The 13883-nt window shown below is 62.1% G+C and carries 7 protein-coding genes; 2 read left to right on the forward strand and 5 right to left on the reverse strand.

Going from position 1 to position 13883, the window contains the following annotated elements:
• Positions 1-37: 37 nt before the first annotated feature.
• Positions 38-2248, reverse strand: coding sequence for an LTA synthase family protein (locus M5B44_RS09720; RefSeq protein WP_248738995.1), 2211 nt, complete (start codon positions 2246-2248; stop codon positions 38-40).
• Positions 2249-2581: 333 nt separating this feature from the next.
• On the opposite strand from M5B44_RS09720, the gene M5B44_RS09725 reads away from it, so the two are divergent.
• Positions 2582-3139, forward strand: coding sequence for a hypothetical protein (locus M5B44_RS09725; RefSeq protein ID WP_248738996.1), 558 nt, complete (start codon positions 2582-2584; stop codon positions 3137-3139).
• 147 nt (positions 3140-3286) lie between these two features.
• On the opposite strand, the gene M5B44_RS09730 is transcribed toward M5B44_RS09725, so the two are convergent.
• From M5B44_RS09730 to M5B44_RS09745, 4 genes are all read right to left on the reverse strand, one after another.
• Complete coding sequence (locus M5B44_RS09730; protein ID WP_085708576.1) at positions 3287-3766, reverse strand: copper chaperone PCu(A)C; 480 nt, start codon at positions 3764-3766, stop codon at positions 3287-3289.
• Entirely contained in the window at positions 3766-4371 is a 606-nt protein-coding gene (locus M5B44_RS09735; protein WP_085708575.1) for an SCO family protein, read from the reverse strand. Before M5B44_RS09735 ends, M5B44_RS09730 begins: the two co-directional genes overlap by 1 nt.
• A 156-nt stretch (positions 4372-4527) precedes the next feature.
• On the reverse strand, positions 4528-5940 hold the full coding sequence (locus M5B44_RS09740; RefSeq protein ID WP_248738997.1) for an efflux transporter outer membrane subunit: 1413 nt from the start codon (positions 5938-5940) through the stop codon (positions 4528-4530).
• Positions 5941-6000: 60 nt separating this feature from the next.
• Entirely contained in the window at positions 6001-6795 is a 795-nt protein-coding gene (locus tag M5B44_RS09745; protein ID WP_085708573.1) for a helix-turn-helix transcriptional regulator, read from the reverse strand.
• A 491-nt stretch (positions 6796-7286) separates the two neighbouring features.
• On the opposite strand from M5B44_RS09745, the gene M5B44_RS09750 reads away from it, so the two are divergent.
• The gene (locus M5B44_RS09750; protein ID WP_248738998.1) at positions 7287-13697 is read left to right on the forward strand and encodes a non-ribosomal peptide synthetase; all 6411 of its coding nucleotides are present in this window, start codon (positions 7287-7289) and stop codon (positions 13695-13697) included.
• The last annotated feature ends 186 nt before the right edge of the window (positions 13698-13883 follow it).

The following is a 13883-nucleotide window of genomic DNA, read 5'->3' on the forward strand; positions in this document are numbered from 1 at the left end:
CCAGCGTCCCGCGAACCGCGTGACGCTGGCGTCGGCATCAGCTCGACTGAGCGGTGTCGTCTTCCGGGAGTTCCTCCCGCAGATCCTGTTGCCCCGGCAGTTCGGTGATCACGCTGAAGTCCGTGACTTCCACCGCCCCCAGCCCATAACCCAGCAAGTGGAACGAGAAGGCCTTGCGCGGTTGCGGGTTGTCGAAGCTGAAATCCATTTCCAGCGGCTGGTCCGCCGTGGCGACCATTTCCGATGGCAGGCCCAGTTGCACGTCCTGTTCGAACTCCTTGGCCTTGAGCTGGATGTACGCCGCCTGTTGCGGGTCCATCGAGCGCACGGTCAGGCGCACGCGAGTGTGCGAGCCCTTGGGCATTTCCAGGTACTGCGCGCCGATCAGGTTGTCGGCCCAGTCATCCTTGATCTGCGCTTGCAGCGGGATGACGTTGTCGCTGCCGAACTGATAGCGCTGGTTCAGCGGAGTGCGCAGCAGCGACAGGTCCAGCGCATCGGCGCGGGCCGCAATCTGCCGCGCATTCTGGCCGCTGGCATTGCCCTTGAACGTGGCGCTTTCGGCGATGAAACCTTGGCTGGCGTAAGCGCGGCAGCGGCGTGGCATATCGCACTCGGTCAGGATGCCGTGGCCGTCGTGGTAGCGCAGTTTGCCGTTGGTGAACGACATGATTTCGCGCCCGGTGTCGTAGTCGCGAAACAGCGAGCGGCCGCTGAGTGCGGCGGGCACCGGCAGGTCAAAGTAATCGAGGATCGACGCGCTCAGATCGACATGCCCGTAGACCCCGGCGTTCAGGTGTGGCAACTGCGCCTGTTCCGGTGCGAGGGTCAGGTTGAAACCCCAGGACGAGGCGAGCCGCACGCCATCGATGCCATGGGATTCGTCCGAGGTGATCACCACCAGCGTGTCTTTCAGCACGCCCTGACGTTCGAGGCCGCTGAGGAACTGGTCCAGGGCATCGTCCAGATAGCCGACGGCGGCCTGTTTCGGCGTGTCGTAGCGTTGCAGGTAGTCTTCCGGCGCGGAGTAGGGCTGATGGGTGCCGACGGTCAGCAGAGTCAGCATCCACGGTTTTTTCTGTTTTTTCAGTTGGCCGACGTAACCCAGTGCGCCTTCGAAGAAGGCCTTGTCGTCCTTGCCCCACGGGAATTCCAGGTAGTTGGCGTTGGTGAACCACTCAAGACCATGGGTCGCATCGAAGCCGATGTGCGGCATGATCTTGTCTTTGGCCATGAAGCGCAGGCCGGCGCCTTGCAGGTAGTGCGTGGTGAAACCGTTCTGACGCAATTGGGCCGGCAGGCAGGCCTGGTTGCGTTCGTTCTGGGTCAGCATTTCCACGCCTTTGGGCGTGCCGTTGTTCAACTTGTCGTAATCGCCGCAGAGCATGGCGTACAGGCCGCGAATGGTCTGGTGCGTGTGCAATACGTAATCCGGCGTGTTCATGCCGCGCTCGGCCCACCGGCTGAGCTTGGGCATCAGATCTTCCTGATAATGGCTGCCGATGGCCTCGCGATTGGCGCGGATGTAGGCGCCGGGAATGCCTTCTACGGCAACGATCAGCACGTTGCGTGCCTGACCTTTTGCGGCCAGTAACGAGTGGCCGTTCAAGTCGAGGTCGGTGAGCCCGGCCATCGAGGGTGGAGGTACTTCGCTACCGCCTTCCAGCCATTCTTCGGCCTGCATCTGCGCGTCGGCGACCTGGGCGGCGAGCAACTGATGCGGCAGGTTGTACAGACGCCATGGGTCGGCGTCGCTCGGCGAAAGATTCTGTGCGCCCCAATGCGCAGCGAACAGCAACACCGGTGCCGACCACACGGCGCGGGGCAGGGCCGGGGCAGGTGTTCCGCGGTTTGCCCACTGCGTCGCCAGCCACAGCAACAGGCCCAGCAGCAATGCACCGGCCACTCCCGGATGGGCGAAACCGCCGCCGGTGGAGTTCTCGACGAATTGCGGGTCGATCAGGTAATGCAGGTCCTGGGGATTGGGCAGGCGCCCGACCGCGCTGACCAGTTCCGCCGTCGCCACCGCCAGCAGCCCCCAGAACACCAGCACCGGCAGGGCCAGCCACCATGGCCGGCGATGCAACAGAACCACCAGCAGGCTGCCGATGGCCAGGTCCGAAAGATAGCCGAACAGGCTCGACCAGCCGAGTGCCGCACGCAGGCACACCGGCACGATCAGTACCAGAAAAACCAGAGAAAGAAGACGGGCGTCGGGGTGCCGAAGCCGTTGAAAAAGAGCGCTCACAAAAAAGACCTTCCAGCCATCAAACCGTCATAAAAGTGTGCGCGATGATACCAAGGGTGGGCTGTCTGATCGCCTTTTTAAACACGGGGCTGATCTGCTTGCCAAAGCGCGGCACAGGGCCTGAAGTCGTGACCGGCGTTCGTGTCAGCCCGATTGCAGCAAATGAACGGGGAACCATCGACGGCAGATTTATTGTTTCAGGCTGTTTAAGGCTTGCAGTCGCAGGCCCACTCTCGCCGCCTTTCTGGACAGGGTAGTGGCCACTCAGTAGCATTCGGGGCCCAATGTATTTTCCCTTTACGTATCGTTCTGCAGGGATCTCAAGGAATTGCCATGAAGGATTATGTCTTCGATAACATCGTGATCGAGTTCTGGGAGACGGTAGGGAAGGTTGTTCGCGCCGATCAACTCAGTGAACCACGTCACCGGGAAGAGGATGTGATCTGGGTTCGGGACGAGGAGGGCGATGAGAGTGCGATTGACATTTCACGCTTGAATTTCCAGGTTCGTCCAGGTGATGAGGTCCAGATTATTTCTGCCTCGACCGAAACGACCGACGACATTATTTATGCGCTTCTGCGTAATTACCGCAGCGGTGACGCGGGTTTGCTGGATGATGGCGAATACATCTACACGGAACTTATCGAGGCAAAACCGAGCAGCACACCGTTCTGGTTTGCACTGCTGCTGGGGTCTGTTGGAACCTGGTTTTTCGCGGGCTGGGGCCTGTTGATCGGTATTGCTTTCTACACTCTTGTGCGAATAGAGAAAAAACTGCGCAAGCAGCGTTTGATCGCGGGTTTGCTGGAACATGTCCAGAAGCTTGATCGGCAGAACGTTTCCCGGTCGGTCGTTCACTACGCATTGGCCCGTAATCTTGAAGAAACGTAGCCTCATGAAGACAACTGACCTGTCGCTGCGCGTATCCACTGGCAATGCTGATTTGAGGTAAGCGAAGCGACACACGCTAAAAACAAAAAAAAGGGACAGTCTGATTGTCGATCAGTCTGTCCCGTTTTTTGTTACCGCAAAGTCAGATCAATGCATCTTGCTGTGATCGTGGCCTTCCATGTTGGTCAACGAGCGTACTGGCGCCTGGACTTCGATGGCCTGTTTCTCGCCCTTGGCATTTTCCACGGTCAGGGTCAGCGGCACGGTTTCGCCTTCCTTCAGTTGACCGTTCAGGCCCATCAGCATCACGTGGTAGCCGTTCGGATCGAACTTCACAGCCTTGCCGGCCGGCAGGTCGACCGAGTTGACCGGGCCCATGCTCATCACGTCGTTCTTCATGGTCATTTCATGAATCTGCACGTCCTTGGCCACCGGCGAGGCAACGCTGAGCAGTTTGCTGTCGCTGTCGGCGGTGACGGTCATGAACGCGCCGCTGGCCGACTGGTTCGGCACGGTTGCACGGACCCAGGCGTCATCGACCCTGGTCTGCGCGGAAACCTGGAAGGCCAGGCCCAGCAGGGACAGGCCCAGTGCGGCACGTTTGATGTTGTTCAGAAAAGGGTTCATCAGCAGACCTCCATGACGGTTTGCAAATCTTCCGTACACTCTTGTGCAGAAAGCGATTGGGACAGACCCACGCGCAGGTTGCCGCGGGTGTCGTAGACATAACTGGTGGACGTGTGCGACAGGGTGTAGGTGTCGCCGGCAGGGACTTTTTCGTAGAAGACGTCGAATTCCTTGGCGGTGGCCTTGGTTTCCTCGAGGGTGCCGTACAGGGCGACGAAGCTCGGGTCGAAGGTCTTGACGTAGGCGTCGAGGATTTGCGGCGTGTCGCGTTCCGGGTCGAGGGTGATGAACACCACTTGCAGGATGTCGCCATCCTTGCCCATCAGCTTCTTGATTTTCGCCGCGCGGGCCAGGGTCGTCGGGCAGACGGCCGGGCATTGGGTGAAACCGAAGAAAATCATCGGCATCAGGCCGCGAAAGCTCGACAGCGTCACGGTGTTGCCTTCGGTGTCCTTGAGCTTGAAGGTGCGTCCGAGGATCTTGTCGCTCAGATCCTTGCCGTACTTGTACGACAGTTGGCCACGGGTGTCGCAGCCGGCGAGCAGGCCCAGACCGAGCACGCCCATTCCCGCAAGCACCTTGCGGCGAGTCAACAAAGCCGTCATCTAATACCGCCCTTTGCAGCCCGCCGGTCAGCAAGACAGGCGGGGGGTTAACCGTAAAAGCGGCGCATGATACCAAAATGAACCGGCAGGTCGGTTTTTGATCACCGATGGATGTCGGATATGGCGACAAAAGGTGTAAGAAAACATGACCTGTGGTTATTGCGGCGACGGTTCGACCGGGCTCCAGCTGCCGCCCAGTGCGGTGTACAGGTTCACTTGTGCCACCAGTTGCGCCAACCGGTCGGAGATCAGACCTTGCTGCGAACTGAACAGCGAACGCTGGGCATCGAGAAACGTCAGGCTACTGTCGACACCGGTCCGGTAACGGTGCTGCGCCATGTCGTAGTAGTCCTGAGTCGCCTGCACCAGATCGCGCTGGGCCTGGAGTTGTTGCTGATAGGTTTCCCGCGCAGCGAGACCGTCGGACACTTCCTGAAATGCTGTCTGAATGGTCTTTTCGTATTCGGCGACCGTGATGTCCTTCTGCAGCTTCGCGTAATCGAGGCTGGCGCGCAGGCTGCCGGCGTTGAAGATCGGCAGGTTGATCTGCGGCTGGAATGTCCAGGCGCCGGAGCCGCCCTTGAACAGTCCCGACAGGTCCCGACTCGACGTGCCGGCATTGGCGGTCAGGCTGACGCTGGGGAAAAACGCCGCCCGGGCCGCGCCGATATTGGCGTTGGCAGCCTTGAGCTTGTATTCGGCCTGAAGAATGTCCGGCCGGCGTTGCAGCAGATCCGACGGCATTCCGGCTGGTACTTGCGCAACCAGATCACTGGCCAGTGGACGTGCCGGCAGAGTCTCCGGAACCGGTGCACCGACCAGCAGCGTCAGGCTGTTCAAGTCCTGGGCCACCTGTCGCTGATAGCGGGCAAGACTGGCACGAGTGCTGTCGACGCTGGTCTGCGCCTGGATCTGGTCCAGCGCCGAGGACTTGCCGGCCTCGCGATTGCGGGTGGTCAGGTGCAGGCTTTTCTCGTCAGCTGCCAAAGTCTCTTGCGCCAGTGCCAGCAGTTCCTGGTCGGCGCGCCAGGTCAGGTAGGCATTGGCGACGTTGGCCACCAGGCTCAGTTGCGCGCTGCGCCGGGCTTCTTCGGTGGCCAGCCAGCTCATCAAGGCCTGTTCGCTGAGGCTGCGGACCCGGCCAAAGAAATCCAGCTCGTAGGCGCTGATGCCAAGGTTCACGGAATAGGTCGAAGTAATCGCCGCTTTGGTTTTGGTCACGCTGGCCGGCACCCGTTGGCGCAACTCATTGGCATTGGCTGAAACCGCCGGCAGCAGATCGGCGCGTTGAATGCGGTACTGCGCCTGGAATGCTTCGACGTTCAGTGCCGCAACGCGCAGGTCACGGTTGTTGACCAGTGCGCTTTCAATCAGCTGCTGCAACGCCGGGTCATTGAACAGCCCGCGCCAGTCCTCGACAGCGGTCGTGGTCCGGGTTGGCGCAGGGTAGGCGGGGCCGTTTGGATACTGCGCCGCGCTGGGTGATGTGGGACGCTGGTAATCGGGAATCAGCGAGCAGCCGCCCATCAGCAACGCCATGGACAGCAGGGAGATCGGCAACCTGGACATCAAACAGCCTCGTTCACAAATAGGAGTAGGCGCGAAGGCCCGTGATGAGAAAACGCCGGATCAGGCCCCGGCCATCCATTTCGCCAGACCGTGACGCCCGCTGACCCCGAGTTTGGCCGCCGCGCGTTTGAGGTAGGTCTCGATCGAGCTGTTCTTGACCCGCAACCGCTCGGCCATCTGCGGCACGGTGCCGCCGGTCAGCAGGCCCAGGCAGACTTCCTTCTCACGGACTGACAGGGTGATGTCGCCCAGTGCCAGGCGCTCGTCGAACACCTGTTGCAACGGTGTCTGCTCCTGATCGGCCTGAAGTGGGCGCGGTTGTCTGGCGATGATTTGCCGACGGATCTGCGCATGACGCTCGATCAACGGCAGCAGGGTGTCGGACAGGCTTTTGAGAAACGACAGCTCCGGCAGGGAAAACACCCGGTGCGTGTGAGGGCGGCAGAATGAGATGACACAGCGGCGGTTGGAGGTGCGTGACACCAGATTGCACTGATGGACGCTGTGGTGCGGGTGTCGTTGCTGCAGCGAGGCCTTGAGTTGAATCAGCAGCGAGTCATTCATCTCGATCATCTTCTGCAACAGCGGATGATCGTCCTGACATTGCAGCGGGTCCGGGGGCGGGAAGGTATCCGGCAAACCGGCGCTGCCCAATGCCTTGATCTCGACCACGCTGGCCTCGCGCTCGTCGAGTGTCCATTCGCTGAGATCGACCCGGTTGACCGGCACCAGGGTGTCGACCAACTGAAACATGTTGGAGGCGAATCGTTCGTTCCCCGTACTGGCGATCAACTCGCCCAGTTGCCAGTAGAAGTGCGGGTTTTCCATGTTGCGAAGACTGCCGGTCAGATTCATATCCTTGTCATCCCTGATTTAAAGCCATTGCCGAATCATCTGCCGTGCATGCACCTGTGAAGCCGCCAACCAGCGTTTCTCCTTGAAATCGATCTGGAGCGGGATTTAAGCCTATGCATTTGTCCTACGTCTGTAGGGGAAAACGGGGACACAAAGTGCCACTAATTCCGAAAAAATGGCGTCACGTTTCTGTCAGATCAATGTGTAAGGACTCGTAGTCCGTGACTGTACGGTCTAGTGGGAACCCCGAAAACCGGGGCTCGGACCGCCGAGTCCAACATTTACGAGGCGCTGGTCGGTAATAGCGTGTGGCGATTGTCCTACAGGATTTTCAGCCATTTCTTTCCGAACTTTCGGGGGAATAACTGACTTGTCCGGGGCTGGCGCCCCTCGGGGCGGGGTAAAGAGGGGGGAGTTGTCCGGGTTTCACGTGTCATGCGGGTTTCGAGGCCGATGCTTGAATACGCGCCAAATCACATGAGACGGATCTTATGAACCAATTTGCTGCCGATGCGGCGGACGGTCTGTCCGCGATTTCCGAAGCCTTCCCGCTGACCGCTGCCCAGCGTGACATCTGGCTCGATCAACTGCGTCAGGGGGATTCGCCGGTGTACAACATCGGTGGTTATGTCGAGATGACCGGCGCCCTTGATCCTGAATTGATGCACGCGTCCCTTGAAGGCCTCGTGGCCCGGCATGACGCCCTGCGCACCAGTCTGCTGCTGGGTGCCGGTGAGCACGGTCTGCCGTTGCAGCGTTTTGCGCCATCGATGCCGGTGCCGATGCCGTTCCATGACTTCAGTGCCCATCCCGAGCCGGAGGCTGCGGCGCGCCGGTTGACTCAGGAGCGCATCGAGCAGCCGTTCACGCTGGACGGCGGGCCGTTGTTCCGTTTCTGCCTGATCCGTCTCGATGATCGCTGCCATTGGTTTTCGCTCCAGGCCCATCACCTGATTGTCGATGGCTGGGGCTTTGGCGAAATGCTCAAGTCCCTCGACGAGATCTACAACGCCCTGGCGCTCGGGCAACGGCCGCCGGATTCGGCGCCGTCCTATGTCGACTTCATCCAGGACGACGCACGGTATTACGATTCCGCCCGCTATGCGCGTGACCGTGCGTACTGGCTGGACAAATACCGGCATCTTCCCGAGCCGCTGTTGTTGCCGCGCTATCAGGAACGCTTTGCCGGCGCGACGGCACCGACGCGGATTTTCTCGCAGGTCTTTCCGGCAAGCCTTCACGACCGTATGAAGCAAGTGGCCGCAGAGTACGGGGCTTCGGCGCTGCACTTCCTGCTGGCGGCGATGCATGTGTACTTCAGCCGCATTGGCCAGCGTGATGAATGGGTGGTGGGCTTGCCGTTGCTCAATCGTTCCGGGGCCCGTTTCAAGTCGACCCTGGGGCTGTTCACCCAGGTCAGCGCCGTGCGCATGGGGTTCGGGCGCGAGCTGGCGTTCGGTGCGCTGGTCAAGGCTGTTCGCGATGAGCTGAAACAGGATTTCCGCCATCAGCGTTTTCCCCTGAGTGAGATGAACCGTGCGCTGGGTCTGCTGCGCGAGGATCGTTCACAGCTGTTCGAAGTGACCGTCTCCTACGAGCGGGACGCCCATGAATACCGGTACGGAGAAGCCCGGGGGCGGGTGGTCAAAGTGTCCAACCACGAAGAGGGCACGCCGCTGTCCGTGCACCTGTTGAGCAGCCGTGGCGACGAAGAGGACAGTTTGTACCTGGTGTACAACGAGGCCTACTTTGACGCGGATGAAATCGCGGCGCTGTGCGGCCGATTGCTGTGGGTGCTGGAGCAAGGGCTTGAAGACACTTCGCTGGCGGTGGGCGATTTCAGTCTGAACCTGCCAGCCGAGTCGATCTTGCTGCAAGAGTGGAATGACACCCGCGCTGATTACCCCGACGGGCAGACCATTCATCAGCGTATCGAAGCGCAAGCGGCGATGCGGCCGGATGCGGTGGCTGCAGAATCCCAGGGACAACGGCTGACCTATGCCGAGCTGAACCGAAAGGCCAACGCCCTGGCCCATCATTTGATTGGGCTCGGTGTGCGGCCCGATGACCGCGTGGCGCTGGTCGCCCGCCGAGGGCTGGACACCTTGGTCGCGATGTTGGCGATCCTCAAGTCCGGCGCCGGTTATGTGCCGGTTGATCCGGCCCATCCTGCGGAACGGCTGAGCTATTTATTGAGCGACAGTGCGCCGGTCGTGGTCCTGACCCAGGGCAATCTGCGTGAACGTCTGCCGGCGCTGAATGTACCGGTGATCGACATCGACCCGCGCACCTGGCCGGTCAACGATCTCAACCCCGATGTCTCGGGCCTGACCACCGCGCATCTGGCCTACGTGATCTACACCTCCGGTTCCACCGGCCAGCCCAAAGGCGTGATGGTCGAACATCGGACCCTGTCGAATCTGGTCGACTGGCATTGCACGACTTTCGATCTGGGCGGCGGTCGCCACACCTCAAGCCTCGCCGGCTTCGGTTTCGACGCCATGGCCTGGGAAGTCTGGCCCGCACTGTGTGCCGGCGCGACCCTGCACCTGGCGCCGTCCCGTGACGGCGGCGAAGATATCGACGCGCTGCTCGACTGGTGGCGTGCGCAACCGCTGGACGTGAGTTTCCTGCCGACCCCAATTGCCGAATACGCCTTCAGCCGCCACCTCGAACACCCGACCCTGCACACACTGCTGATCGGCGGCGATCGCCTGCGTCAGTTCAATCGCGAGCAAACGTTCGAGGTGATCAACAACTACGGTCCGACCGAAGCGACGGTGGTCGCCACCTCGGGTCGAATCGAACCGGGTCGGACACTCCACATCGGCAAACCCGTGAGCAACGCCACGACCTATCTGCTGGATGACCGACAGCGACCGGTGCCGATTGGCGTGGCCGGTGAGCTCTACGTCGGTGGCGCCGGGGTGGCGCGGGGGTACTTCAACCGGCCGGAACTGACCGCCGAACGCTTTCTCGACGATCCGTTCAGCGGCCAGCCCAACGCGCGGATGTACCGCACCGGCGACCTCGCACGCTGGCGCCCGGACGGCACCATCGAGTATCTGGGCCGCAACGACGATCAGGTGAAAATCCGTGGCGTACGCATCGAACCCGGCGAAATCGAAGCCGCGTTGAGCAGTCATGAATCGGTGCGCGATGCGGTGGTGCAGGTGCGCGACGGGCAGTTGCTGGCCTGGTTCACCGAACGCCAGCCACTGGACATCACGCAGCTGCATGCCCATCTGCAAACCCGTCTGCCCAGCGCGATGCTTCCATCGGCCTACGTGCGCTTGACGGCGTTGCCGCTGACAGCCAACGGCAAACTGGATCGCCAGGCGTTGCCGGCTCCGGGGCCGGAAGCGTTGATCCGCCGCGAGTACGAAGCGCCGAATGGTGACGTCGAAATCCTCCTGGCGCAGATCTGGGCCGAGGTGCTGCAAGTCGAAAAGGTCGGGCGTCACGATCACTTCTTCGAGCTGGGCGGGCATTCGTTGCTGGCGGTCAATCTGATCGAGCGCATGCGCCAGCTTGGCATGAGCAGCGACGTGCGCGTGCTGTTCGGCCAGCCGACCCTGGCGGCGCTGGCCGCGTCGGTGGGCACTGGCCGTGAGGTCGAAGTGCCGGCCAACCGCATTCCGCCGGGTTGCACGCAGATCACCCCGGACCTATTGCCGTTGGTCGAGCTGGATCAAACCACCCTCGACCGGATCATCGCCACTGTGCCGGGTGGCGCAGCCAACGTGCAGGACATTTACCCGCTGGCGCCGTTACAGGAAGGCATCCTTTATCACCACATCACCGCCGCCCAAGGCGATCCGTACCTGCTGCAATCGCAGTTGGCGTTCGACAGCGTCGAGCGGGTCGAGGCCTATGCGGCCGCGTTGCGTCAGGTCATGGCGCGGCACGATATCCTGCGCACTGCGGTGGTCTGGGAAGGCTTGACCACGCCGGTGCAGGTGGTCTGGCGCCAGGCTGAATTGCCGGTGCAGGAAATCTTGCTCGATCCGGCCGAGGGCGATGTCCTCGCGCAGCTGCACGAGCGCTTCGATGCCCGGCGTTATCGCATCGACGTCAGTCAGGCGCCGCTGATCCGGCTGATGTATGCCCGCGATCCGGCCCACGGGCGGATCGTGGCCATTCTGTTGTTCCATCACCTGGCGCTGGATCACATCGCGCTGGAAGTCTTGCGTCATGAAATGCGCGCCAACTTGTTGGGGCAGGGCGAGCCGTTGCCGCCAGCCGTGCCGTATCGCAATTACGTGGCCCAGACCCGGCTCGGTGTCAGCGAGCAGGAACATGAAGCGTTCTTCCGCGAAATGCTCGCCGACATCGACGAGCCGACCCTGCCGTTCGGTTTGCAGGACGTGCAGGGCGACGGTCGCGGCATCGACGAAGCCGTGCGAACCCTTGCGCCTGAATTGGACCGCCGCCTGCGCCTGCAAGCGCGGCAGGCAGGCGTCAGCGTGGCCAGCCTGATTCACCTGGCCTGGGCGCAGGTACTGGCAGCGACCTCGGGGCAGGAACATGTGGTGTTCGGCAGCGTTTTCATGGGGCGCATGCAGGGCGGCGAGGGCGCGGACCGGGCGCTCGGGGTGTTCATCAACACCCTGCCATTGCGGGTGGACATGGACCGGGGCGCGCGTGATGCGGTGCTGCTGACCCACGCCCGACTGACCGACCTGCTCGGGCATGAGCATGCGTCACTGGCGCTGGCCCAGCGTTGCAGCGGCGTTGCATCGCCGGCACCGCTGTTCAGTGCGTTGCTCAACTATCGGCACACCGATCTTGAAGTGCAGGAATCGACGGCGGATCCGGCCTGGCAAGGCATCCAGACCCTGGACAACGAAGAACGCACCAACTACCCGCTGACCTTGAGCGTCGATGACCTGGGCAGCGCCTTGCAGATCACCACACGAACCCTGATCAGCATCGGCTCCCGGCGCATCGGCGACTACGTGCAAACCGCGTTGCAGGCGCTGGTCGATGCGCTGGAGCAGACACCGCAGCAGCCGCTGAATCGCTTGTCGATCCTGCCGGCGGCGGAGCTTGAACAACTGCTGGTCGAGTTCAATGCCAGCGAAGTCGATTGCCCGATGGATCAACCGCTGCAGACCTTGTTCGAACAGCAAGCGCAACGCCGACCCGACGCCATCGCCTTGCAGGCCGGGGATAAACAGCTGACGTATCGCCAGTTGAATGAGCAGGCCAACCGCTTGGCGCATCATCTACGCGAGCAAGGTGTGCAACCGGATTCCCGGGTGGCGATCTGTGTCGAGCGCAGCCCGGATCTGATCGTCGGCCTGCTCGGCATTCTCAAGGCCGGCGGCGCGTATGTGCCGCTGGACCCCGACTATCCGCTGGAACGCCTGCACTACATGTTGCAGGACAGCGCCCCGGTGGCGGTGCTGGTACACGAGGCCACCCGCAATCTGCTGGCCGATCCGGGTGTGCCGGTCATCGATTTCGACCGTTGCACCTGGCAGCACGCTTCCGCCGACAACCTGCACGTACCGGGTTTGAGCGCTGCAAACCTGGCCTACATGATCTACACCTCCGGTTCCACCGGCACGCCGAAGGGCGTGATGATCGAGCATCGCAGCGCCTGCAACATGGTGCACTGGGGTTCGCAGATCAGCCCGCCGACCGGGCACGGTGCGCTGTTGCAGAAGGCGCCGTTCAGCTTCGACAGTTCGGTGTGGGAGATCTTCTGGCCGCTGTGTTCCGGCCTGCGGCTGGTGCTGGCACGGCCCGACGGCAACCGCGATTCGGCCTATGTGACCCAGGTGATTCGCGAACGGCAGATCACCGTGGTCAAGTTTGTGCCGGCGCTGCTGCAACAGTTCATCGAGCAGGACGATGTCAGCCAGTGCACCAGCCTGACCGACGTGCTCAACGGTGGCGGTGAACTGACGGCCGCACTGGCCCGGCGCGTCCGCGAGCGCCTGCCATGGGTGCGTCTGCATAACGTTTACGGCCCGACCGAAACCACGGTCGACAGCACCGGCTGGACGCTGGAGCCGGATCAACCGGTGCCGGAAGCGGTGGTGCCCATCGGCAAGGCGTTGAGCAACACCCGGCTCTATGTGCTGGACGCCCACGACCAACCGGTGCCATTCGGTGTCAGCGGTCACTTGCACATCGGCGGGGTCGGAGTCGCGCGGGGTTATCTGGGACTGCCGGACATGCAGGCCGAGCGCTTCATCGACAGCCCGTTCGTGGCCGGTGATCGCCTGTATCGCACCGGCGATCTGGTGCGCTACCGGGCGGATGGCAACCTCGAGTTCCTCGGGCGCAACGACTTCCAGGTCAAGCTGCGCGGCCTGCGTCTGGAGCCCGGGGAAATCGAGGCGCGGCTGATCGAGCATCCGGCCGTGCGTGAAGCCGTGGTGCTGGTGCGCGACGAGCGACTGGTGGCGTATTTCACCGTCCGCGAAGGCTTCGACGCGCCACGTATCGAAAGCTTGCGCGCCCACGTGCTGGAGCGTTTGCCGGAGTACATGGCGCCGGGCGCCTACGTGAAGCTCGATGCGTTGCCCCTGACCCCCAACGACAAGGTCGATCGCAAGGCCTTGCCGGCACCGGGGGCGGAGGCGGTGCTCAGTCGTCGCTACGAGGCGCCCGAAGGAGAGGTCGAAATCAGGCTGGCGCAGATCTGGGCCGAGGTGCTGCAACTGGAGCAGGTCGGGCGCAACGATCACTTCTTCGAACTCGGCGGGCATTCGTTGCTGGCGGTCAGTCTGGTGGCGCGCATGCGTCAGGCCGGGCTGCACGTCGATGCCCGCACGCTGTTCAGCCAACCGACTCTGGCCGCGCTGGCGGCCCAGATTTCGGCGCAGGCCAGACAGGTTGAAGTCCCGCAAACCACCATACCGACGCTCAACCGCAAGCGCCGGCTCTGAGCCGACATCGGCGTCGATTCGCGGTTCCCGCGGATCGACGCCATGACTGGCCGGTCACAGGGCTTGTCCCCGCTTCCCATGTCAGACACCCAAGCCCCGATGTTTTAGCTTTTCCGGGCTGCGCGTGGCCGCACGGATTCGCCGCTGCGCGCTCCTTTTTTCCCGAATTTACAGCAGGTTACCCCC

This window comes from Pseudomonas sp. MWU12-2029, assembly GCF_023242425.1.
Taxonomy (GTDB): domain Bacteria; phylum Pseudomonadota; class Gammaproteobacteria; order Pseudomonadales; family Pseudomonadaceae; genus Aquipseudomonas; species Aquipseudomonas kribbensis.

What these genes read in the sequence shown, in the direction of transcription:
- M5B44_RS09725 (WP_248738996.1), top strand. Translation starts at nt 2,582, where the DNA reads ATGAAGGATTATGTCTTCGATAACATCGTGATCGAGTTCTGGGAGACG.
- M5B44_RS09730 (WP_085708576.1), bottom strand. Translation starts at nt 3,766, where the DNA reads ATGAACCCTTTTCTGAACAACATCAAACGTGCCGCACTGGGCCTGTCC.
- M5B44_RS09735 (WP_085708575.1), bottom strand. Translation starts at nt 4,371, where the DNA reads ATGACGGCTTTGTTGACTCGCCGCAAGGTGCTTGCGGGAATGGGCGTG.
- M5B44_RS09740 (WP_248738997.1), bottom strand. Translation starts at nt 5,940, where the DNA reads ATGTCCAGGTTGCCGATCTCCCTGCTGTCCATGGCGTTGCTGATGGGC.
- M5B44_RS09745 (WP_085708573.1), bottom strand. Translation starts at nt 6,795, where the DNA reads ATGAATCTGACCGGCAGTCTTCGCAACATGGAAAACCCGCACTTCTAC.
- M5B44_RS09750 (WP_248738998.1), top strand. Translation starts at nt 7,287, where the DNA reads ATGAACCAATTTGCTGCCGATGCGGCGGACGGTCTGTCCGCGATTTCC.